The following is a 21,124-nucleotide window of genomic DNA, read 5'->3' on the forward strand; positions in this document are numbered from 1 at the left end:
ACGGTGGACCGGGCCGTCACTGACAAACGCGCGCTCAGCCTTCCGAAGCAGCCGCAGCCTTACGCGTACGCCGCACCTTCGGCTTGGCCTCCCCGTCCTGCGCCGGGATCTCGGCGGAGGCGGCAGCCTTACGGGTCCGACGCGGCTTGGCCTCGACGGCCTCGGCCGTCTCGACGGGGGCAGCGGCAACCTTGCGGGTACGCCGAACCTTGGGCTTGGCCTCCGCGCCTTCGGCCGTGTCGACCGCGGCCTCGGCGGCGGCAGCCGTCTTGCGCGTACGACGCGGCTTCGCCTCCGCCTCCTCCACGGCCTGGGCCGGGATCTCGGCGGCGGCAGCGGTCTTCCGCGTGCGGCGCGGCTTGGCCTCAGCCGCCTCGGCGGTGTCGACGGCGGCCTCGGCAGCGGCGGCGGCGGTTTTGCGGGTCCGGCGCGGCTTGGCTTCCACGGCCTCGGCCGTGTCCGGGGCGGCAGCGGCGGTCTTCCGCGTGCGGCGCGGCTTGGCCTCGACGGCCTCGGCCGTGTCCACGGCGGTTTCGGCGGCAGCGGCGGCGGCCGTCTTGCGGGTCCGGCGCGGCTTCGGCTCGGTGGCCTCGGCGGTGGTCTCCGTCGTAGCGGCGGCCTTGCGCGTACGGCGTACCGCCGGCTTGGCCTCCGTGCCCTCGGCCGTGTCGACCGCGGCCTCCGCGGCGGCAGCCGTCTTGCGCGTACGGCGACGCGGCGCGGCGGCCGGAGCCTCGGGCTCGGCGGCGACCGCCGGGGCGGCCTCGACGACCTCGGCAGCCTCGACGGCCACCGGCTCCGCAGCCTTACGGGTGCGGCGGCGCGGCTTGGCCTCGACGGCTTCGGCGGTGTCGACCGCGGTCTCGGCGGCTGCCGTGGCCTTGCGGGTGCGGCGACGCGGTGCGGCGACGGGGGCCTCGGGCTCGGCGGCGACCGTCGGGGCGGCCTCGATGACCTCGGTGGCCTCGATGACCTCGGTGGCCTCGACGGCCTCGGTGGCCACCGGCTCCGCGGTCTTGCGGGTGCGGCGGCGGCGCGGTTTCGTCTCCGTGGCCTCGACCGTCTCCACGGCGGCCTCGGCGGCCTCCGAAGGCGTGGCCTCGGGCGTCACGGCCACGGCCGGGACCTGCTCCGGCGCGGCACCGTTGCGCGTACGGCGACGGCGGCGCGGGGTGCGGGTCGCGGGAGCGTCCTCGGTCACCGCGCTGTCCGCGGAAGGCGCGGTCGCCTCGGCGGCGGGCGCCGACGTGCCGTCCAGCGCGGTGCCGCCGCGCGTACGGCGGCGGCGACGCGGCGTACGGGACGACGAACGCTCGCTGTCGGCGGAACGGGACTCGTCCCGGCCGCCACGACCGCCACGGCCACTGCGGTCGTTCCGGTCACCGCGACCGCGGCCACCACGACCACCGGTCTCGCCCAGGTCCTCGAGTTCCTCCGCGTCGAGCCCGGCGCGGGTGCGCTCGGCACGCGGCAGAACACCCTTGGTGCCCGCGGGGATGTTCATCTCCTCGTAGAAGTGCGGGGAGGTGGAGTACGTCTCCGGCGGGTCGTTGAAGTTGAGCTCCAGCGCCTTGTTGATCAGCTGCCAGCGCGGGATGTCGTCCCAGTCGACGAGGGTGATCGCGATGCCCTTGGCGCCCGCGCGGCCGGTGCGGCCGACCCGGTGCAGGTACGTCTTCTCGTCCTCGGGGGACTGGTAGTTGATGACGTGCGTGACGCCCTCGACGTCGATGCCGCGCGCGGCGACGTCGGTGCAGACGAGGACGTCCACCTTGCCGTTGCGGAAGGCGCGCAGCGCCTGCTCGCGGGCGCCCTGGCCGAGGTCGCCGTGGACCGCGCCGGAGGCGAAGCCGCGCTGCTTGAGCTGGTCGGCGAGGTCGGCCGCGGTGCGCTTGGTGCGGCAGAAGACCATGGCGAGGCCCCGGCCCTCGGACTGCAGGATGCGCGCGACCATCTCGGGCTTGTCCATGTTGTGCGCGCGGTACACGTGCTGCGAGATGTTCGCGACCGTCACGCCCTCGTCGTCCGGCGCGGTGGCGCGGATGTGCGTGGGCTGCGACATGTAGCGGCGGGCGAGACCGATGACGGCGCCCGGCATGGTCGCCGAGAACAGCATGGTCTGGCGGCGGGCCGGCAGCATGTCGATGATCTTCTCGACGTCGGGCAGGAAGCCCAGGTCGAGCATCTCGTCGGCCTCGTCGAGGACGAGCGCCTTGATGTGCTTGAGGTTGAGCTTCTTCTGGCCCGCGAGGTCCAGGAGCCGGCCCGGGGTGCCGACGATGACGTCGACGCCCTTCTTGAGGGCCTCGACCTGGGGCTCGTAGGCGCGGCCGCCGTAGATGGCGAGGACGCGTACGTTACGGACCTTGCCCGCGGTCAGCAGGTCGTTGGTGACCTGCGTGCACAGCTCGCGCGTGGGGACGACGACGAGGGCCTGCGGGGCGTCGGTGAGCGCCTCGGGGGCGGCGCGGCCGGCCTCGACGTCGGCGGGGACGGTGACGCGCTCGAGGAGCGGGAGGCCGAAGCCCAGCGTCTTGCCGGTGCCGGTCTTGGCCTGGCCGATGACGTCCGTGCCGGAAAGGGCGACGGGGAGCGTCATCTCCTGGATGGGGAAGGGGTTGATGATGCCGACGGCCTCGAGGGCCTCGGCGGTCTCGGGAAGGATTCCGAGATCTCTGAACGTCGTAGTCAGGGTGCTGCCTCTTCTGTGTACGCGGTGCGAGGCGAGCTCGGGGGTCTCTTAAAGACCGTGCTGGGGACGTCGACTGCCTTACGGACCAGCCGTAATGGCACGGGACCTCTGCCGACGCTCTAGCGCTCGAACCGCTGAGGGTCCCTCCGGATGCCGTACGCACAGTGCCGTACGGGCGAGGAGAGCTGTCAGGTCGGAGCCGATCGGGCCACCGACCGGGCATCCTCATACGTGCGGCCCGTCGAATACGGCGTCGTCATAGACGCACGTACTCAGCAGGCGCATTACCACCATACCCCGGAAACGCGCACATGCGATGGCCGATTTGGTCACGTAGTCGTCGTCACACTGATTGACCAGGGACTTCCGAGGGTCGGCGAGCGGACTATTGTGCGCTTCATGACGACGCCTGACAACACCTCTGACGCATCCGCCGAGCACACTGGAGTGGCCGCCCAGGACTGGGCCCAGGCCTCCGCCGAGCCCCAGTACCGGGCCGCGGTCGTCGACCTCCTCGGCGCGCTCGCCTACGGCGAACTCGCGGCGTTCGAGCGGCTCGCGGAGGACGCCAAGCTGGCGCCGACCCTGGCGGACAAGGCGGAGCTGGCGAAGATGGCGTCGGCGGAGTTCCACCACTACGAGAAGCTGCGCGACCGGCTGACCGAGATCGGCGCCGAGCCGACGGAGGCCATGGAGCCGTTCGTCGCCGCGCTCGACGGTTTCCACCGGCAGACGGCGCCCTCGGACTGGCTGGAGGGGCTCGTCAAGGCGTACGTCGGCGACTCGATCGCCAGCGACTTCTACCGGGAGGTCGCGGCGCGGCTGGACTCGGACACGCGTGAGCTGGTGCTCGCCGTGCTCGACGACACGGGGCATGCCGGGTTCGCCGTCGAGAAGGTGCGGGCCGCGATCGACGCCGATCCGCGCGTGGGTGGGCGTCTCGCTCTGTGGGCTCGGCGTCTCATGGGGGAGGCGCTGTCGCAGTCGCAGCGGGTTGTCGCCGACCGGGATGCGCTGTCGACGATGCTCGTCGGTGGGGTTGCCGACGGGTTCGATCTTGCCGAGGTGGGGCGGATGTTCTCGCGGATCACTGAGGCGCACACCAAGCGGATGGCTGCGCTGGGGTTGGCGGCGTAGCGCCCAAGGGGCGGGGGTCTTCTGTCGGACGGTGGCTGCGGGCTCGTTGTGGCTTGTCGCGCAGTTCCCCGCGCCCCTTCAGGGGCGTTGCCTCAGGCGGCGCCAGAACTTATGCCGCTACTGATCGGCGGCGGAGTCTGCGTGCCGGGCGGAGCAGGAGGGACACCGATGCGATCGAGACCACCGTCGCGCCGATCAGGGTCAGCAGGACATTGCCTGCGCCCAGGGCACTGTGGGTCACGAAGGCGCCGAAGAGGGAGCCGGCCACTCCCGTCGCGAGGACCAGGGAGCGGGCGGGCAGGCGGTGAGCCAGGCGGTGCGCGGCGGCGGCCGCCAGGACGAGACCGAGCAGAGCGGAGCCGAGCGCTTCCAGCAACATCATCGAGGGTCCCTCCCACACGGCCACGCTGCGTATCACGGTCGTAGCCCGTCATACCCGTGACCTGCGGAATGCAATCCTCCTCTGTGCGCGACTTGTGCTCCATATGTGGAGAAAAAAATCTTGAGGAAGTTCGCGCGGGTTCTGCTCGTACGACGACGAAGGGCCCGGCGACCTCAGGTCGCCGGGCCCTTCCTCATGCATCTGCCTACAGCGCGCCGAAGCCCACCTTGCGCGGGGCCGGCTCGCCGAGCTCCACGTAGGCCAGGCGGTCGGCCGGGACCAGGACCTTGCGGCCGTGCTCGTCCGTGAGGCTCAGCAGCTGCGACTTTCCGGCGAGTGCCTCGGCCACCACGCGCTCGACCTCCTCGGCACTCTGACCGCTCTCCAGAACGATCTCGCGGGGCGCGTGCTGCACGCCGATCTTGACCTCCACGGCTATGTCCCTCCGACGGTCAGTGAAGTGCGCGACCTTCCGCGCCGTACCCAGCACACATTAGCCCGGTGAGGGGACGTACACGCTCCGCGCAAGAACGCCAGGAGCGAACAGCGGGCGGGAACAAATGTCCCCGGGCGGATCAGTGGTGCTCGGTGCCGTGCAGCGGGAAACCGGCGATGCCTCGCCAGGCGAGCGAGGTCAGCAGCTGGACCGCCTGCTCGCGCGGGACGCTGCGGTCGCTGTGCAGCCACGCGCGGGCCACGACCTGGGCGAGGCCGCCCAGGCCCGAGGCCAGCAGCATCGACTCCGCGCGCGAGAGGCCGGTGTCCTCGGCGATGACGTCGGTGATCGCCTCGGCGCACTCGTTCGTGACCTTGTCGACGCGCTCGCGGACCGCGGGCTCGTTGGTGAGGTCCGACTCGAAGACCAGGCGGAAGGCGCCGCCGTCGTCCTCGACGTACGCGAAATAGGCGTCCATGGTCGCCCGTACGCGCTGCTTGTTGTCGGTCGTCGACGCGAGCGCGTGCCGTACGGAACCGATCAGTGCCTCGCAGTGCTGGTCCAGCAGCGCGAGGTAGAGGTCGAGCTTGCCCGGGAAGTGCTGGTAGAGCACCGGCTTGCTGACGCCGGCGCGCTCGGCGATGTCGTCCATCGCGGCCGAGTGGTAGCCCTGCGCCACGAAGACTTCCTGTGCGGCGCCCAGCAGCTGATTCCGTCGGGCACGGCGCGGCAGGCGCGTGCCTCGCGGGCGTGCCGCCTCTGTCTGCTCGATGGCTGTCACGCCGCCTCCCATAAGTCGTCCACTTGCGGTGTGCGCCGCGCCGCCATCGTACTTTTCGGTAACCGTGGTGTGCGCGGTGCGAGCGCAGAATTTCACGTACCGGACGATGGCGAAAGCCGTGCAAAGGTTTCAAAGAGGGATCGGGCGGGCAGCGCACGCACCGCTCCTGCTCACCGTGGGTCGGTGGGCGCGTCAGCGGTAGTCGTCCTCGTCGGTCCGGACGACCCGGGCCTGTTCGACGAGGTCGGCCTCGTTGGCCCGCGCGGGGTCCACGCCCTCCAGCGGATCGTCGCGGTCGGCGGTGACGTCCGTGTGCTGTTCGGCGGCGTCGTTCTCGGGGGCCTCGACGTCGAGCTCGGCGGGGTCGCCGTTCTCGAAGGTGTCGGGGTCGCTGGGGTCGTAGGCCATGGCGGGCTCCCTTCCTAGAACGTCCCTGGGCAAGCAGGGGGCCACATCCGGGTGCCCTGCGTACGAGCCTAGGAGACACCCGATTCGGGCGCTATGCGATGCGCGCGTGCTCTGTGCGTGGTCTTCCCCGGGCGCGAGCTGGGATACGAGTGCCCCTTGTGACGGCGAACACATGAACCAGTGCGTGATCGTCTCGTAACATTGCCGCATGTCTTCGACCGAGCTGCCGTTCGTGCCGGCCACCAACGTTCTTCCGAAGGTGGCGGCCGTCAGGGTCGCGGAAGGTGAGCGGCTGCGGTCGGTCGGACTGCCGGGGATCACGCTGACGGTGCGGTCGCGACCGCCCGCGCGCGAGGGGCTGCCGCCCGCGCTCTACGTCCACGGCCTCGGCGGTTCCTCGCAGAACTGGTCGGCGCTGATGCAGGAGCTGGAGGCCGTGGTCGACGGTGAGGCCGTCGATCTGCCCGGCTTCGGGGACTCGCCGCCGCCGGACGACGGCGACTACTCGATCACCGCACACGCGCGTGCGGTGATTCGCTATCTCGACGCCTCCGGCCGCGGGCCGGTCCACCTGTTCGGCAACTCGCTCGGCGGCGCGGTCTCGACCCGGGTCGCCGCGGTGCGCCCGGACCTCGTCCGTACGCTCACCCTGGTCTCGCCGGCGCTCCCGGAGATCCGCGTGCAGCGCACCGCCGTGCCGACGGCGCTGCTGGCGCTGCCGGGGGTCACGGCGCTCTTCGCGCGGCTCAGCCGCGACTGGACGGCCGAGCAGCGGGTCCGCGGTGTCATGGCGCTCTGCTACGGCGATCCCGCGCGCGTGTCGCCGGAAGGCTTCCGGCACGCCGTCGAGGAGATGGAGCGGCGGCAGCAACTGCCGTACTTCTGGGACGCGATGACGCGTTCCGCGCGCGGGATCGTCAACGCGTACACGCTGGGCGGGCAGCACGCGCTGTGGCGCCAGGCCGAGCGGGTCCTCGCGCCCACGCTCCTCGTCTACGGCGGCCGCGACCAGCTCGTCGGCTACCGCATGGCCCAGAAGGCGGCGCGCGCCTTCCGTGACTCCCGCCTCCTCAGCCTGCCGGACGCGGGGCATGTGGCGATGATGGAGTACCCGGAGACGGTGGCGCGGGCGTTCGGTGAACTCCTTGCGAGCCGGGGAGAGTTGGCGGGTGCTGCCGTAGAGTCGGGTTCGGACGGTGTCTCCGAGGGGGCTGCTGTTGTGCCGGGCTCGGATGGTGTTCCCGAGGGGGCTCATGTTGTGCCGGGCTCGGATGGTGTTCCCGAGGGTGCTGCCGGGGTGTCAGGTACGGGTGGTGTCCCTGAAGGTGTCGACGGGGTGTTGGGTTCGGGTGACGGCTCCGGTGGTGGCGCTGTCGAGTCTTCGAGTGCGGGGAGCTGAGGCGCGAGGTGGGACGCCACAGCCGCCGCGGGCCCGCCCCCAAGGGTGACTCCGCGGACATAGCCGCAAGGCGTGGCGGTCGGGGGGACGTGGGTTCCCCGGGGCCGCAGGGACAGGGTGCGCCGGCTCAACAACCGGGCGCTGGCCAACAGCAGGGGGTTGCGCCGTGGCAGGGGATGCCTGCGGCGGGTGGGCCTTCGGTGTACGGGGACCCGGTCTACCGGGTCGCGCAGGGGGCACGGCCGCCGGAGGGGACGCCTGCGCGCGGTGTGCCGCGGTTGGCTGACGGAACTCCGGCGCGTGGAGTGCCGCGTCTTCCGGATGGAACTCCGGCGCGTGGAGTCCCGCGTCTTCCGGATGGGACGCCCGCGCGTGGAGTGCCGCGGCTCCCGGATGGCGCGCCCGCGCGTGGGGTGCCGCGTTTTGCCGACGGCACGCCTGCTCGCGGAGTTCCGCGTCTTCCGGACGGGACGCCGGCTCATGGCGTCCCTCGGCTTCCCGATGGCACTCCCGCCCACGGCGTCCCCCGGTTCCCCGTCGGTGGTACTCCCGCGCACGGCACCCCCAGGGTGCGAGGCGGGCACCCCGAGCAGCGTGAAGGCGGGGGTGGATGGGGTGAGTTGGGGGCGCGTGGTGTGAGCGCCGGGCCCGGTGTCACCCTGCCTCGGCAGCGGCAGGCGCCTCCCGGTGGGCCTCGGCAGGCCGGTCCCCGGCAGGACTATCTCGACGCCTTCGGGGACGAGGACGTCGATCTGTTCTCGCCGCGTACCGATCAGGACCCCGCGTTCTCGCGCCGTACGGCTCATCCCTCCGCGGCCCCGGACCCGTACGCCTCCGTCAGCGACTGGCAGACCGTCCCGGAACCCCGTACCGGCGTCGATGTCGGCGAGGACGCGGCGCCCACCGGCGAACCCGTGCGCGGCAAGGGCGGCAAGGGGCGGACATTCACCGGGATCGCGGCCGCCGCCGTCACGACCGTGCTGGCCGTCGTCGTCGCCGGTCAGGTCGCCGACCGGCGGGACGACACCGACGTACAGTCGCAGTCGGCCACCGACCAGGCGCGGGACGCCCGCGACTCGGCCTCGCGCGGGGACGGGCGGCCGACGCCGTCGTCGGCGCCGAGCGTGGCGACGCTGACGTACGAGCAGAAGATGGACAAGAAGTACGCGCTCGCTGCGGGGCTGGCCGGGTCGGGGAAGTTCGACGCGGTCAAGGGCGTCGCCAAGGCGCCCGGGAGTGGGCAGAAGTACACCTACCGGGTCGACGTCGAGCAGGGGCTCGGGCTCGACGCGGAGTTGTTCGCCGAGGCGGTGCAGAAGACGCTCAACGACGACCGGAGCTGGGCCCACAGGGGCGCCCGTACCTTCGAGCGCATCTACTCCGGCAAGCCCGACTTCGTGATCACGCTCGCCAGTCCGGGGACGACCGCGAAGTGGTGCGCCAAGTCCGGTCTGGACACGACCGTGGACAACGTGTCCTGCGATTCGGCCGCCACCGAACGCGTGATGATCAACGCGTACCGGTGGGCTCAGGGCTCGAAGACCTACGGTGATCAGATTCACGCCTATCGGCAGATGCTCATCAATCACGAGGTCGGCCACCGGCTGGGCAACCACCATGTGACCTGCGACAAGGACGGCGAACTCGCCCCGGTCATGCAGCAGCAGACCAAGTTCCTGGACCACGACGGAATCCACTGTCTGCCCAACCCCTGGCCGTATCCCGGGAGTTGACAGACGCCCCACAGGTCACGTTGACATGCGCAGAAAAGTCGTACTAATTTTCTGCGCATGTCGTCCTCCCACGCCTCCGTTCGCGCCGCCATCGAGCTGGCGCTCATCGGCGTGACCGCGTTGTGCGTGGCCGACATTCACTGTCGCTGACGTCCGCCCTCTGGCGTTCGCGTCGCGATCTCTTTCTCCTCCCGTGAGCTGTCGCTCGCGTTTTTCGACGACCTGACGCCCGGGCAGACGTCTGTTCACTTTCGTCTCACCCTTCGTCCAACCGTCTCGTCATCCGAGATGTGGCGAATCATCCTTCGAGAGGTCGTCTCCGATGCGTCAACCGTCCGTCATCGCGCGCCGCGTGGCCGCGGCATCCGTAAGCCTGGTACTGGCCGCGGGCGCCGCCGCCTGCGGCCCCGAGGACAACGATGCCAAGAGCTCCGGTGGCGACTCCACGCCCCACAAGGGCGGCACCCTCACGGTCCTGAACTCCGAGCCGCAGACCGACTTCGACCCGGCCCGGCTGTACACCTCCGGCGGCGGCAACGTGCCCTCGCTCGTCTTCCGTACGCTCACCACCCGCAACCGCGAGAGCGGCGCGGCCGGCGCCAAGGTCGTCCCCGACCTCGCCACCGACACCGGGCGCCCCAACAAGGACGCGACCGTGTGGACGTACACCTTGAAGAAGGGCCTCAAGTACGAGGACGGCACCGCCATCACCTCGGCCGACATCAAGTACGGCATCGAGCGCTCCTTCGCGCCCGAGCTGTCCGGCGGGGCGCCCTATCTGCGGGACTGGCTGGTCGGCGCGGCCGACTACCAGGGGCCGTACAAGGACAAGGGCGGGCTCGACGCGATCGAGACGCCGGACGACCGGACCATCGTCTTCCATCTGAACAAGCCCGAGGGCGAGTTCCCCTTCCTGGCCACGCAGACGCAGTTCGCGCCCGTGCCGAAGGCCAAGGACACCGGCACGAAGTACGAGGAGCACCCGGTCTCGTCCGGCCCCTACAAGGTGGTCAAGAACGAGAACGACGGCGAGACCGTCCTCCTGGAGCGCAACACGCACTGGTCCGCCTCGACGGACGCGGAGCGCAAGGCGTACCCGGACAAGATCGACGTCAGGTCCGGGCTCGACGCCTCGGTGATCAACCAGCGGCTGTCCGCGTCTCAGGGTGCGGACTCGGCGGCGGTCACCACGGACACCAACCTCGGCCCCGCCGAACTCGCCAAGGTGACCGGCGACAAGGAGCTCGCCGCGCGGGTCGGCACCGGGCACTTCGGCTACACGAACTACATAGCGTTCAACCCGACCGTCAAGCCGTTCAACAACGTCAAGGTGCGGCAGGCGATCTCGTACGCCATTGACCGCTCGTCGGTCGTGAACGCCGCTGGCGGGTCCTCGCTCGCCGAGGCCGCCACCACCTTCCTGCCGAACCAGAAGTCCTTCGGGTACGAGCCTTACGACCTGTTCCCGGCGGGCGACTCCGGCAACGCGGCCAAGGCCAAGGAACTGCTGAAGGAGGCCGGTTACCCCAACGGGCTCACCGTCACGCTGACCCACAACAACGCCCAGAACTTCAAGACCAGCCCCGAGATCGCGACCGCGATCCAGGACGCGCTCAAGAAGGCCGGCATCACGGTCAAGCTCCAAGGGCTGGAGGACAACAACTACTCGGACACCGTCCACAACGTGAAGACCGAGCCGGGCTTCTTCCTTTCCGCGTGGGGTGCCGACTGGCCCTCCGGCGGTCCCTTCCTCGCCCCGATCTTCGACGGCCGTCAGATCGTCAAGGACGGCGCGAACTTCAACTCGGGCCTGCTCAATGACAAGTCGGTCAATGCCGAGATTGACGCGATCAACAAGTTGACCGACCTTGACGCTGCCGCCAAGAGGTGGGGTGCACTGGACAAGAAGATCGGTGAGCAGGCGCTGACCGTGCCGCTGTTCCACCCGGTCTACAAGCGACTCGTCGGCAAGGACATCAAGAACGTCGTGATCAGCGACTGGACCGGTGTGCTGGACATCTCGCAGGTCGCGGTCAAGTAACCCGATGAGCGAGGCACTTGTCGCCGTCGAGACCCCCGGGGCAGCCGTCCCGGGGGTCTCGGGGGCTGGTCAGTTCTGGCGGCGGCTGCGGGCGCAGCGGGCCGCCATGGTCGCGGCCGGCGTCGTCGCGCTGCTCGTCCTGGTCGCCCTCGCGGCGCCCCTGCTCACCGCGCTGGAGGGCCAGGACCCGAACACGTACCACTCGTCCCTGGTGGACTCCGCGCGCGGAGGCGTGCCCATCGGCTCGCTCGGCGGCATCAGCGGAGACCACTGGCTCGGCGTCGAACCGCAGACCGGACGCGACCTGTTCGCACGGCTCGTGTACGGCGCCCGGGTCTCGCTGGGGGTCGCGCTGGCCGCCACGATCGTCCAGGTGTTGATCGGCGTGGTCGTGGGTGTATCGGCCGCGCTCGGCAGTCGATGGGTTGATCAACTGTTGAGCAGGTTCACGGACGTCATCGTCGCCCTGCCCCTCATGATCATGTCGTTGGCACTGCTCGCGATCGTCCCGTCGAGCTTCCCGCGACCTGTACTGGTGGCGCTGGTCATCGGGTTGATCGGATGGGGCACCATCGCCAAGATCGTGCGCGCCCAGACCCTCACGCTCAAGCAGCTCGACCATGTCGCCGCGGCCCGGCTCAGCGGCTGGGGCACCTGGCGCATCGCCCGCCGCGAGCTCCTGCCCGGCATCGCCGCGCCGATCATCACGTACGCGGCACTGCTGGTGCCGTCCAACATCTCGGCCGAGGCCGCCCTGTCCTTCCTCGGCGTCGGTGTGAAGCCGCCGACGCCGTCCTGGGGACAGATGCTCACCGCCGCCGACGTCTGGTACCAGGCCGCCCCGCAGTACCTGCTGCTGCCCGCCGGCGCGCTCTTCCTCACCGTCCTCGCCCTGACCGTCCTCGGCGACGGCGTACGCACCGCCCTGGACCCGCGCGCGGCGTCCCGGCTGCGCGTCGGCACCGGCCGCAAGAGGGAGGCCAAGGCATGACGGGCTTTCTGCTGCGCCGCGTGCTCGGCGCCGTCGTCACCCTGCTCGCCATCTCGGTGATCGTCTACGTCGTCTTCTACGTCACCCCCGGCAACGTCGCCCAGATCACCTGCGGCCCGCGCTGCTCGCCGGAACAGGTGGACCAGGTCGCCCAGCAGCTCAGGCTCGACGACCCCCTGTACGTGCGCTACTGGCACTTCCTGGAGGGCCTCGTCGCCGGCCAGGACTACTCGACCGGCACCTCCGTGGAGCACTGCTCCGCGCCCTGCCTCGGGCTGTCGTACCAGAGCGACCAGCAGGTCACCCAGCTCATCCTGAACAAGCTGCCGGTCAGCCTGTCGCTGGTGTTCGGGGCGATGGTGCTGTGGCTGATCCTCGGCGTCGGCACCGGCGTCCTGTCCGCCTGGCGGCGCGGCCGGCTCAGCGAGCGGCTGCTGACCGGCGTCACGCTCGCGGGCGTGGCCACGCCCGTCTTCGTCATCGGCCTGGTCCTGATGATCGTCGTCTGCGGACAGCTCCAACTGCTGCCGTTCCCGCAGTACGTGAACCTCACCGACGACCCCGAGCAGTGGGCGTGGAACCTGCTGCTGCCCTGGCTGTCGCTCGCCCTCATCGAGGCCGCCGCGTTCGCCCGCCTCACGCGCGCGTCGATGCTGGAGACGCTCGCCGACGACCACATCCGCACCTTCCGCGCGTACGGCGTGGGGGAGCGGTCGGTGATCGGACGGCACGCGCTGCGCGGTGCGCTGGCGCCGGTCATCGCGCTCAACGCCAACAACTTCGGCAGCGCGGTCGGCGGCGCGGTGCTCACCGAGACGCTGTTCGGCCTGCCCGGCATCGGACAGGAACTGGTCCATGCCGTCAATGTGGTCGACCTTCCGGTCGTGGTCGGCATGGTCCTGGTCATCGGATTCTTCGTGGTCCTCGCCAACGCCGTCGCGGACGTGCTGTACGCGGTGGCCGACCGACGGGTGGTGCTCGCATGAGCCTCGTGGACGTCAGCGACCTGACGGTCGAGTTCGGCTCTCTCCGGGCCGTCGACGGGCTCTCCTTCCGGCTGGAACAGGGCGGCGCGCTCGCCCTGGTCGGCGAGTCCGGCTCCGGCAAGTCCACGGTGGCCTCGGCCCTGCTGGGGCTGCACCGGGGGACGGGAGCACGGGTCGGCGGCTCGGTCGAGGTCGCCGGCATCGACGTAGAAGAGGCGTCGGACGAGGAGCTGCGGCGGCTGCGCGGCGGAAAGGCCGCGATGGTCTTCCAGGACCCCCTGTCGTCCTTCGACCCGTACTACGCGATCGGCGACCAGATCGCCGAGGTCTACCGCGTGCACGCGCGCGTGTCGCGACGAGCTGCACGCGCGCGTGCGGTGGAGGTGCTGGAGCGGGTCGGAATTCCGGACGCGCCACGGCGGTCCCGTTCGCGCCCGCACGAGTTCAGCGGCGGCATGCGCCAGCGCGCGCTGATCGCCATGGCGCTCGCCTGCACGCCGGACCTGCTCATCGCCGACGAGCCGACCACCGCGCTCGACGTCACCGTCCAGGCCCAGATCCTCGACCTGCTGCACACGCTGCGCGAGGAGACCGGGATGGGGCTGCTCCTCGTCACGCACGACGTGGGCGTCGCGGCGGAGAGCGTCGACGAGGTACTGGTGATGCGGCACGGGCGGGCGGTCGAGCACGGTCCGGTCGGCACGGTGCTCGGGACGCCGGGGGAGACGTACACGCGCGAACTGCTCGCCGCTGTCCCGCGCGTGGACGCGCGCAGAGCAGCCACCGGCGAGGCCGGCGAGGTCGTCCTGGAGGCCACGGGCCTCCGGCGCGAGTTCGGGCGGGGCAAGAAGGCCTTCACAGCGGTCGACGGCGTCTCGCTGACCATCCGGCGGGGCGAGACCCTCGGCGTCGTCGGGGAGAGCGGCAGCGGCAAGACGACGCTCGGCCGGATGCTGGTCGGGCTGCTGGAGCCCACGGCCGGGGAGATCAAGCCGGGCGGCGGAGTACGCCCCGACGTCCAGATGGTCTTCCAGGACCCCGTCTCCTCCCTCAACCCCCGCCGCAGTGTGGGCGAGTCGATCGCCGACCCGCTCCGCGCGCGAGGCGAGCGCGACGAGACGCGCATCAGGGGGCGCGTGACGGAACTGCTGGAGCGCGTAGGGCTCGAAGGGGCGCACTACGACCGCTATCCGCACGAGTTCAGCGGCGGACAGCGCCAGCGCGTGGGCATCGCGCGGGCGCTCGCCGCCGACCCGCGCGTCATCGTCTGCGACGAGCCCGTCTCCGCGCTCGACGTCACCACACAGGCCCAAGTGGTCGCCCTGCTCGGCGAGTTGCAGCGCGAACTCGGACTCGCGCTCGTGTTCGTCGCGCACGACCTGGCCGTCGTACGACAGGTCAGCGACCGCGTGGCCGTGATGCGGCGCGGCCGGATCGTCGAGTCCGGGCCGGCCGACGAGGTGTACGACCACCCCCAGGACCCGTACACCCAGCAACTCCTGGCCGCCGTACCGGCACTCGACCCCGAGGTGGCCGCCCGGCGCAGAGCCGCACGTCGAGAACTGGCCGCTGCCTGACGTAACGTAACTCCTTGATCTCGTAGCGCGATCGAACGCGACCCGCACGGGAAAGTTACGACCGTTCACCCCTTTTGGTGGTGCGACGGACAACCGTCCGTCGCACCACCACCTTGTCCGCATACGTTCGTCCCGCTGCGAGCCGCCGGGTCAACGGCGGCTCCCCATACGGGAGATCGGGGGTGTACTCGTGCGCATCGGACTGCTTACGGAGGGTGGCTATCCGTATGTGAGCGGTGACGCCAGGCTGTGGTGCGACCGGCTCGTGCGCGGGCTCGATCAACACGAGTTCGACATCTACGCGCTCAGCCGCAGCCGGCGGCAGGAGGACGAGGGCTGGGTCACCCTGCCACCGCAGGTCAGCCGCGTCCGGACGGCCCCCCTGTGGACCGTGGAGGACGACGGGATCGCCCACGGGCGCCGCGCGCGCCGACGGTTCGCCGAGCACTACGGCGAGTTGGCGGCCGTCCTCTGCGCGGGCCCCTCCGAGGAGGCGTCCACCGCTGAGGCGGACCGTTTCGGCAGCGCGCTGTACGGCCTCGCCGAACTCGCCCGCGACGAGGGCGGCCTGAGCGGGGCGCTCCGCTCCGAGACCGCCGTACGCGCCCTGGAGCGCGCCTGCCGTACGCCGGGCGCCCCTCGCGCGGCCCGCGCGGCGCGCGTCCCCGACCTGCTCGCCGTCGCCGGACATCTGGAGCGCGCCCTGCGCCCCCTCACCCTCGACTGGTACGAGGACGACGGCCTCGGCTCGGTCGACCTCTGCCACGCCGCCTCGGGCGGCCCGGCGGCGCTCCCCGGCCTGCTCGCCCGGCACTTCTCCGGCGTACCGCTGCTGGTGACCGAGTACGGCGTCCAGCTGCGCACCCACCACCTGTCCGCCACCGAGGCCTCTCCCTCGGTACGGGCCCTGCTCGCCGCCTTCCACGGCAGGCTCGCCGCGGAGGTCTACGCCCGGGCCGCCGTCATCACCCCCGGCAACGCGCACGCCCGCCGCTGGCAGGAACGCTGCGGCGCCGACCGCGACAAGATCCGTACGGTCTACCCCGGCATGGACGCCACCCGCTTCGCGGAGGTCGGCGAGTCCCCGGAGTGCGCGGACCCGGACACGCTCGCCTGGGTCGGCCGCGTGGAACCGACGAAGGACCTGATCTCCCTCCTCCACGCCTTCGCGGAGGTCCGCAAGGAGGAGCCGAAGACCCGGCTGCGGATCATCGGCGTCCCCGCGGGCAGCGAGGGCGCGGCCTACCTCGGCCACTGCAAGGCGCTCGCCGCGCAGCTCTTCCCCGACGAGGCGGACGGGCTGCACGCCGTCGGGGACAACCCGGTGTCCTTCGAGGAGATCGGCGGCCCGGACATCCCGAGCCCGGCCGAGGCGTACGCGTCCGGCGCGGTGACCGTCCTGTCGAGCGTGGTCGAGGGCTTTCCGATCAGCCTGGTCGAGTCCATGTTCTGCGGCCGCGCGACGGTGTCCACCGACGTCGGCGCGGTGGTCGAGGTGATCGGCGGCACCGGGCTCGTCGTACCGCCGCGCAATCCACGGGCGCTCGCCGAGGCGTGCGTGGCGCTGCTGCGCGACCCCGAGCGCCGTGCGCGCCTGGGCGCCGCGGCGCGCGCCCGCGCCCTCGAGCTGTTCACCGTCGAACAGAACATCACGGCATTTCACAGCATTTACCTGGAGATCGTCTCGCGCCACCCGGTCCGCCGGGTCGTCCTCGACGACACCACGGGAGAACCCCGCCCGTTCGCCGTCCCCGCCGAGGCCCACATGCCCGGCCGCTGGACCGGCCCCGCCGCCCGCGTGGTGGCCCGCGGCGGCCCCGGCTGGGCGGCGGGCCCACCGGTCCGCGCCAACACGCCGCTGCCCGCGACGGAGGCGGCGCGATGAGCGAACTGGACGACCTGGGTGGCGTGGGCGACTTGGGCGAACTGGACCGGCCGGGCACTCCGGGCAGCCCTGGGGCGTGGGACGCGCGGTCGGAGGAATGGCTGACGTCGGAGCCGGGACGACCCGCGGCCCGCACGCCGGCGGTCGACGAAGCATCCCCGGCCGACAAGCCGGCACCCGCAGCCGCCCACCGAACCACGACCGCCACCCCTCCCCGGACCACGCCCCGCAGGTCACAAGGCACCCCCACCCCACGCCGAACAGCCGCGGACCCGGTCAAGGCCCTGATGCACCGTCACCGCGAACTGTGCGAACGAGCCGTTGACCCCTTGGAGATCGCGGCGGGCCTGGAGGCCCACGGCGTCACCGACCGCACCGCGACCCGCTTCCGCCACCGCGACGTCTTCTCACTCGCTGAGGAGATGTACGCACGCGCCTCCCGGGACGGCGATTCCCCGGCGCCGGCCGCACCCCCGGAGCCACCCCGAACTCGCGCCGACTGGGCGCTGCTCACCCTCCTGCCGGGCGCATTGTCCGCGGCGACACTCACCGGCATCCACTTCACCGACGGCCGACCCCGCCTGATCACAGCGGCCGTCGGCACCCTCGCCGTGGCCTTGGCCTTACGCGCGGCACTGACGAGAGGCCCCCTGAGCACCACCCACCCCACCCACCCCCGAACCCGCACCCTCACCTGCTGGCTGATCGCCTACGCCCTCCTCGGCGACGGCCTGCTCCGACAAGCCATCACCGGCGGCCCCGACACACTCCCGACCGGCACCACGGACGCCACCTGGCCCACCGCGGGCGCCCCCGCCCTGGCCCTCGCCCTGTCCCTGGCGCCCGCGGCCTGGACCGCCCACCTCCTCACCACCCGGGCCCGCCGCAAACTGACGGCCAGCCGAGGCCTGGAGGACTTCGCCGCAGCCGTACACCCGCTCCTCCTGGGCGCGTTCGCCCTCTACCTGTCCACGCTGGCGGCCCTACTGGCCCTGACGGCGACGGCCCTGGACGAACCGGCCCCGTACGCCCAGACGATGACCCTGGGCGCCCTCCTCTACCTCTCCCGCCTCCTCACGACCCACGGCTTCACCCACGCCCCCGCCCTGGTCCTCACGGTCACCGCCACGGCCCAAGCAACAGCCCTGGCCACGACGTTCGCGTCCCGCCTCCCCGGCTGCGACGCCCTGGGCACGCCGGTGACCACCCTCGTGGACACCTGGGGCCCGGGCGCCGTCCCGACCCTCGCATGCGGTGTCGGAGCGGCAACCCTCCTCCTCCACGCAACCCGCAGACTCACCCGAGCCTCGGCCCACGCCACGACGGACCTCCAGTGGTGAGCCGGCCGTGCACACAGCGCCGGGACCGAACGCGCACCCCCGCGGACCCGCAGCGCGCGACGGCGGGAAGGGGACGTGTCGGGGGGTGTCCGCCCGCAGCGGTTGGCGCGTCAACACGGGCGCCTTATCTGAACGCCCGATTCCGCGCCGTTCCGAGGACGGACACCCCCCGGCGCGGCCCCGACCCACAACGAACCGACACCGCACAACGCGATCCAGCGCGGACCGGCACCGCACAACACGCCCCGCGCCCCCGCACTCCCATCCACCCGCCCAGGCCCCCGCAGACACCCCCGCCCCCCACCGGAGCCCGGAGGCCGCCCCCCTCGCTGAAGGAGAGCACCAGATGATCACCTCCCGACCCGACCACGAGGCCCCGGGAGCAGCACGATGAGGGTCCTGTTGATCGGAGCCAACGGCTACCTCGGCCGCTTCGTGGCCGACCGCCTCCTCGCCGACCCGGCCGTCCAGCTCACCGCGCTCGGCCGCGGCGACGACGCGGACGTCCGGTTCGACCTCGCGTCCGGCAGCCCCGGCGCACTCACCCGCTTCCTCGACGCGGTCCACCCCGGCGTCGTCGTCAACTGCGCCGGCGCCACAAGGGGCGGCGCCCGCGAACTCACCCGCCACAACACGGTCGCCGTGGCAACCGTCTGCGAGGCGCTGCGCCGCAGCGGCTGCGGCGCGCGGCTCGTCCAGATCGGCTGCGGCGCGGAGTACGGCCCCAGCCAACCCGGCAGCTCCACCGCCGAGGACGCCGTCCCCCGCCCCGGCGGCCCCTACGGCGTCAGCAAACTCGCCGCCACGGAACTCGTCCTCGGCTCCGGCCTGGACGCGGTGGTCCTCCGCGTCTTCTCGCCGGCAGGCCCCGGCACCCCCGCCGGTTCCCCCCTCGGCCGCCTCGCCGAGGCCATGCGCCGCGCGATGCAGTCCGGCGACGGCGAGCTGAAGCTCGGCGGCCTCGGCGCCCAGCGCGACTTCATCGACGTCCGGGACGTCGCCCGCGCCGTGCACGCCGCGAGCCTGTCCGCCGCGCAGGGCGTCATCAACATCGGCTCCGGCCGTGCCGTCCGCCTCCGTGACGCCGCCGCGATCCTCGCGCGCGTGGCCGGCTACGGCGGTGCCCTCCACGAACTCGACGGCCCGCCCGGTCCGCCCCTGCGGGCCACCATCGGCCACCCCCGCTCCGAGCCGGACCACGCGGCCCCGGTCGCCTACCCGTACCCCGACGGCTGCGGCAGCTGGCAGCAGGCCGACGTCCGCACCGCCCGCGACCGCCTCGGCTGGCGCCCCCGTATCAACCTCGAAGAGTCCCTCGCGGACATCTGGATGGAGGCGGCATGCCGCATCTGACCAGTACGCACACCACCACCCACGCCACCGGCCTCCACACCGGCTTCGGCATCCCGGGCTTCGCCCACCCCCTCGTCGCCCCCGCCGAGTGGGCCGAACTCACCCGGCCCCGCACCGCGCCTCTGCACTGGGTCGTCCTCAACGTCGCCGACGGCCCGGGCAGCCGCCCCGACCCGCACTGTCTGGCGGCGGCCGGGCGCCTGCGCAACGCGGGCATCCGTGTGCTCGGTCACATCGACGCCACGTACGGAGCCCGGTCGTTCGGCGAGATGGTCTCCGACGCGCAGCGCTACCTCGACTGGTACAAGGTCGACGGCTTCCTCCTGGACCGCTGCCCGACCGAACGCACCTCGCTCCCCGAGATCCGTCGCACGGTCACCACGCTCCGCGCGATCCGCGACGACGCCCATGTCGTCCTCGGCCACGGCACCCACCCCTACCCGGGCTACGCCGAGAGCGCGGACCAGCTGGTCACCTTCTCCGGCCCGTGGAGCGACTACCGCTGGTCGCAGGTGGCGGAGTGGACCGCCGACTATCCGCCCGACCGCTTCTGCCACTTCGTCCACGGCGTGCCGGGACCGCACCTCGACGAGGCCCTGCGCATCGCGCGCTGGCAGGGCGCGGCCACGATCTACTTCACCGACCGCACGGACCGCGGCGGCCGCACCGACCCATGGGAGACGATGCCCGGCTACTGGGACGAAATCGTCTCGCGGATCGGGACGGGTGTCTCGGAATGAAAAAGGCCATGGCAGTGTTACGGGGAGAACAACCGTAATGATTGACCGACCAACGGAGTCCCCGTGTCGCTGCCACCCCTGGTCGAGCCCGCTGCCGAGCTCACCGTAGACGAGGTCCGCAGGTACTCCCGCCACCTGATCATCCCCGACGTCGGGATGGACGGGCAGAAGCGGCTGAAGAACGCCAAGGTGCTCTGTGTGGGCGCCGGCGGCCTGGGCTCGCCGGCGCTGATGTACCTGGCCGCGGCGGGCGTCGGCACGCTCGGCATCGTGGAGTTCGACGAGGTCGACGAGTCGAACCTGCAGCGCCAGATCATCCACAGCCAGGCCGACATCGGCCGCTCCAAGGCCGAGTCCGCGCGCGACTCCGTCCTCGGCATCAACCCGTACGTGAACGTGGTCCTTCACGAGGAGCGGCTCGAGGCCGACAACGTGATGGACATCTTCAGCCAGTACGACCTGATCGTCGACGGCACGGACAACTTCGCGACCCGCTACCTGGTCAACGACGCCTGCGTGCTGCTGAACAAGCCGTACGTCTGGGGCTCGATCTACCGCTTCGACGGCCAGGCCTCGGTCTTCTGGTCCGAGCACGGTCCCTGCTACCGCTGCCTCTACCCGGAGCCCCCGCCGCCGGGCATGGTCCCCTCCTGCGCCGAGGGCGGCGTGCTCGGCGTGCTGTGCGCGTCCATCGGCTCCATCCAGGTCAACGAGGCCATCAAGCTCCTCGCGGGCATCGGCGAGCCCCTGGTCGGCCGCCTGATGATCTACGACGCCCTGGAGATGCAGTACCGCCAGGTCAAGGTCCGCAAGGACCCCAACTGCGCGGTCTGCGGCGAGAACCCGACCGTCACCGAGCTCATCGACTACGAGGCCTTCTGCGGCGTCGTCTCCGAGGAGGCCCAGGAGGCGGCCGCCGGCTCGACGATCACTCCGAAGCAGCTCAAGGAGTGGATCGACGACGGCGAGAACATCGAGATCATCGACGTCCGCGAGATCAACGAGTACGAGATCGTCTCGATCCCCGGCGCCAAGCTGATCCCGAAGAACGAGTTCCTCATGGGCACCGCCCTGGAGGGCCTGCCGCAGGACAAGAAGATCGTCCTGCACTGCAAGACGGGTGTCCGCAGTGCGGAAGTCCTCGCCGTGCTGAAGTCCGCGGGCTTCGCGGACGCCGTGCACGTCGGCGGCGGCGTGATCGGCTGGGTCAACCAGATCGAGCCGCACAAGCCGGTCTACTGAC

At 71.5% G+C, this 21,124-nt stretch carries 18 protein-coding genes; 13 read left to right on the top strand and 5 right to left on the bottom strand.

Annotated features, from left to right (window positions below; genetic code table 11):
* Positions 1-34 precede the first annotated feature (34 nt).
* A complete protein-coding gene (locus IQ210_RS15940) occupies positions 35-2,599 on the bottom strand; it encodes a DEAD/DEAH box helicase (protein ID WP_194079681.1) in 2,565 nt (854 codons plus the stop codon).
* 492 nt (positions 2,600-3,091) lie between these two features.
* Between IQ210_RS15940 and IQ210_RS15945 the strand changes: the two genes are divergently transcribed.
* Positions 3,092-3,829 (top strand): ferritin-like fold-containing protein, encoded by a 738-nt coding sequence (locus IQ210_RS15945; protein ID WP_194079682.1) that lies wholly within the window; start codon positions 3,092-3,094, stop codon positions 3,827-3,829.
* Between the two features lie 109 nt (positions 3,830-3,938).
* Here the strand turns inward: IQ210_RS15945 and IQ210_RS15950 are convergent, their stop codons facing one another.
* The 4 genes from IQ210_RS15950 to IQ210_RS15965 form a co-directional block, all read right to left on the bottom strand.
* Positions 3,939-4,208, bottom strand: a complete 270-nt coding sequence (locus IQ210_RS15950; RefSeq protein ID WP_194079994.1) for a hypothetical protein — start codon at positions 4,206-4,208, stop codon at positions 3,939-3,941.
* A 208-nt stretch (positions 4,209-4,416) separates the two neighbouring features.
* On the bottom strand, positions 4,417-4,644 hold the full coding sequence (locus IQ210_RS15955; protein ID WP_059192479.1) for a DUF3107 domain-containing protein: 228 nt from the start codon (positions 4,642-4,644) through the stop codon (positions 4,417-4,419).
* 142 nt (positions 4,645-4,786) lie between these two features.
* Complete coding sequence (locus IQ210_RS15960; RefSeq protein WP_194079683.1) at positions 4,787-5,428, bottom strand: TetR/AcrR family transcriptional regulator; 642 nt, start codon at positions 5,426-5,428, stop codon at positions 4,787-4,789.
* Between the two features lie 192 nt (positions 5,429-5,620).
* Positions 5,621-5,836, bottom strand: coding sequence for a hypothetical protein (locus tag IQ210_RS15965; protein ID WP_194079684.1), 216 nt, complete (start codon positions 5,834-5,836; stop codon positions 5,621-5,623).
* Between the two features lie 208 nt (positions 5,837-6,044).
* Between IQ210_RS15965 and IQ210_RS15970 the strand changes: the two genes are divergently transcribed.
* The 12 genes from IQ210_RS15970 (at position 6,045) to moeZ (ending at position 21,123) form a co-directional block, all read left to right on the top strand.
* Positions 6,045-7,235 carry an alpha/beta fold hydrolase gene (locus IQ210_RS15970; protein WP_194079685.1) on the top strand — a complete coding sequence of 397 codons (1,191 nt, stop codon included), beginning with the start codon at positions 6,045-6,047 and terminating at the stop codon, positions 7,233-7,235.
* A gap of 8 nt (positions 7,236-7,243) precedes the next feature.
* Positions 7,244-8,968: a DUF3152 domain-containing protein gene (locus IQ210_RS15975; RefSeq protein WP_194079686.1), complete on the top strand. Its 1,725-nt coding sequence runs from the start codon at positions 7,244-7,246 to the stop codon at positions 8,966-8,968.
* A gap of 57 nt (positions 8,969-9,025) precedes the next feature.
* On the top strand, positions 9,026-9,118 hold the full coding sequence (locus tag IQ210_RS48240) for an Ms4533A family Cys-rich leader peptide (protein WP_314207299.1): 93 nt from the start codon (positions 9,026-9,028) through the stop codon (positions 9,116-9,118).
* A gap of 172 nt (positions 9,119-9,290) precedes the next feature.
* Positions 9,291-11,009: an ABC transporter substrate-binding protein gene (locus IQ210_RS15980; RefSeq protein ID WP_194079687.1), complete on the top strand. Its 1,719-nt coding sequence runs from the start codon at positions 9,291-9,293 to the stop codon at positions 11,007-11,009.
* A 4-nt stretch (positions 11,010-11,013) separates the two neighbouring features.
* Positions 11,014-12,000 (top strand): ABC transporter permease, encoded by a 987-nt coding sequence (locus IQ210_RS15985; protein ID WP_194079688.1) that lies wholly within the window; start codon positions 11,014-11,016, stop codon positions 11,998-12,000.
* Positions 11,997-12,986 carry an ABC transporter permease gene (locus tag IQ210_RS15990; RefSeq protein WP_194079689.1) on the top strand — a complete coding sequence of 330 codons (990 nt, stop codon included), beginning with the start codon at positions 11,997-11,999 and terminating at the stop codon, positions 12,984-12,986. Before IQ210_RS15985 ends, IQ210_RS15990 begins: the two co-directional genes overlap by 4 nt.
* Positions 12,983-14,563 carry a dipeptide ABC transporter ATP-binding protein gene (locus tag IQ210_RS15995; protein ID WP_194079690.1) on the top strand — a complete coding sequence of 527 codons (1,581 nt, stop codon included), beginning with the start codon at positions 12,983-12,985 and terminating at the stop codon, positions 14,561-14,563. Before IQ210_RS15990 ends, IQ210_RS15995 begins: the two co-directional genes overlap by 4 nt.
* A 190-nt stretch (positions 14,564-14,753) precedes the next feature.
* Complete coding sequence (gene pelF / locus IQ210_RS16000) at positions 14,754-16,448, top strand: GT4 family glycosyltransferase PelF (protein WP_194079691.1); 1,695 nt, start codon at positions 14,754-14,756, stop codon at positions 16,446-16,448.
* Positions 16,445-17,788, top strand: coding sequence for a hypothetical protein (locus IQ210_RS16005; protein ID WP_228047849.1), 1,344 nt, complete (start codon positions 16,445-16,447; stop codon positions 17,786-17,788). The genes pelF and IQ210_RS16005 overlap by 4 nt, the downstream gene beginning before the upstream one ends.
* 390 nt (positions 17,789-18,178) lie before the next feature.
* Positions 18,179-19,141 (top strand): NAD-dependent epimerase/dehydratase family protein, encoded by a 963-nt coding sequence (locus IQ210_RS16010; protein ID WP_097268743.1) that lies wholly within the window; start codon positions 18,179-18,181, stop codon positions 19,139-19,141.
* Positions 19,129-19,881 (top strand): spherulation-specific family 4 protein, encoded by a 753-nt coding sequence (locus IQ210_RS16015; RefSeq protein ID WP_194079692.1) that lies wholly within the window; start codon positions 19,129-19,131, stop codon positions 19,879-19,881. The genes IQ210_RS16010 and IQ210_RS16015 overlap by 13 nt, the downstream gene beginning before the upstream one ends.
* Positions 19,882-19,944: 63 nt before the next feature.
* Positions 19,945-21,123 carry an adenylyltransferase/sulfurtransferase MoeZ gene (moeZ, locus tag IQ210_RS16020; RefSeq protein WP_194079693.1) on the top strand — a complete coding sequence of 393 codons (1,179 nt, stop codon included), beginning with the start codon at positions 19,945-19,947 and terminating at the stop codon, positions 21,121-21,123.
* The last annotated feature ends 1 nt before the right edge of the window (position 21,124 follow it).

Source organism: Streptomyces justiciae, from assembly GCF_015163075.1.
GTDB lineage: Bacteria > Actinomycetota > Actinomycetes > Streptomycetales > Streptomycetaceae > Streptomyces > Streptomyces justiciae.

Excerpts from the sequence above, each read along its gene's own strand:
- IQ210_RS15940 (WP_194079681.1), bottom strand. The coding sequence starts at position 2,599 with ATGACGCTCCCCGTCGCCCTTTCCGGCACGGACGTCATCGGCCAGGCC.
- IQ210_RS16010 (WP_097268743.1), top strand. The coding sequence starts at position 18,179 with ATGAGGGTCCTGTTGATCGGAGCCAACGGCTACCTCGGCCGCTTCGTG.
- IQ210_RS15985 (WP_194079688.1), top strand. The coding sequence starts at position 11,014 with ATGAGCGAGGCACTTGTCGCCGTCGAGACCCCCGGGGCAGCCGTCCCG.
- IQ210_RS15965 (WP_194079684.1), bottom strand. The coding sequence starts at position 5,836 with ATGGCCTACGACCCCAGCGACCCCGACACCTTCGAGAACGGCGACCCC.
- IQ210_RS16005 (WP_228047849.1), top strand. The coding sequence starts at position 16,445 with ATGAGCGAACTGGACGACCTGGGTGGCGTGGGCGACTTGGGCGAACTG.
- IQ210_RS15995 (WP_194079690.1), top strand. The coding sequence starts at position 12,983 with ATGAGCCTCGTGGACGTCAGCGACCTGACGGTCGAGTTCGGCTCTCTC.
- IQ210_RS15950 (WP_194079994.1), bottom strand. The coding sequence starts at position 4,208 with ATGTTGCTGGAAGCGCTCGGCTCCGCTCTGCTCGGTCTCGTCCTGGCG.
- IQ210_RS15970 (WP_194079685.1), top strand. The coding sequence starts at position 6,045 with ATGTCTTCGACCGAGCTGCCGTTCGTGCCGGCCACCAACGTTCTTCCG.
- IQ210_RS15990 (WP_194079689.1), top strand. The coding sequence starts at position 11,997 with ATGACGGGCTTTCTGCTGCGCCGCGTGCTCGGCGCCGTCGTCACCCTG.
- IQ210_RS48240 (WP_314207299.1), top strand. The coding sequence starts at position 9,026 with ATGTCGTCCTCCCACGCCTCCGTTCGCGCCGCCATCGAGCTGGCGCTC.
- IQ210_RS15945 (WP_194079682.1), top strand. The coding sequence starts at position 3,092 with ATGACGACGCCTGACAACACCTCTGACGCATCCGCCGAGCACACTGGA.
- IQ210_RS15980 (WP_194079687.1), top strand. The coding sequence starts at position 9,291 with ATGCGTCAACCGTCCGTCATCGCGCGCCGCGTGGCCGCGGCATCCGTA.
- IQ210_RS16015 (WP_194079692.1), top strand. The coding sequence starts at position 19,129 with ATGCCGCATCTGACCAGTACGCACACCACCACCCACGCCACCGGCCTC.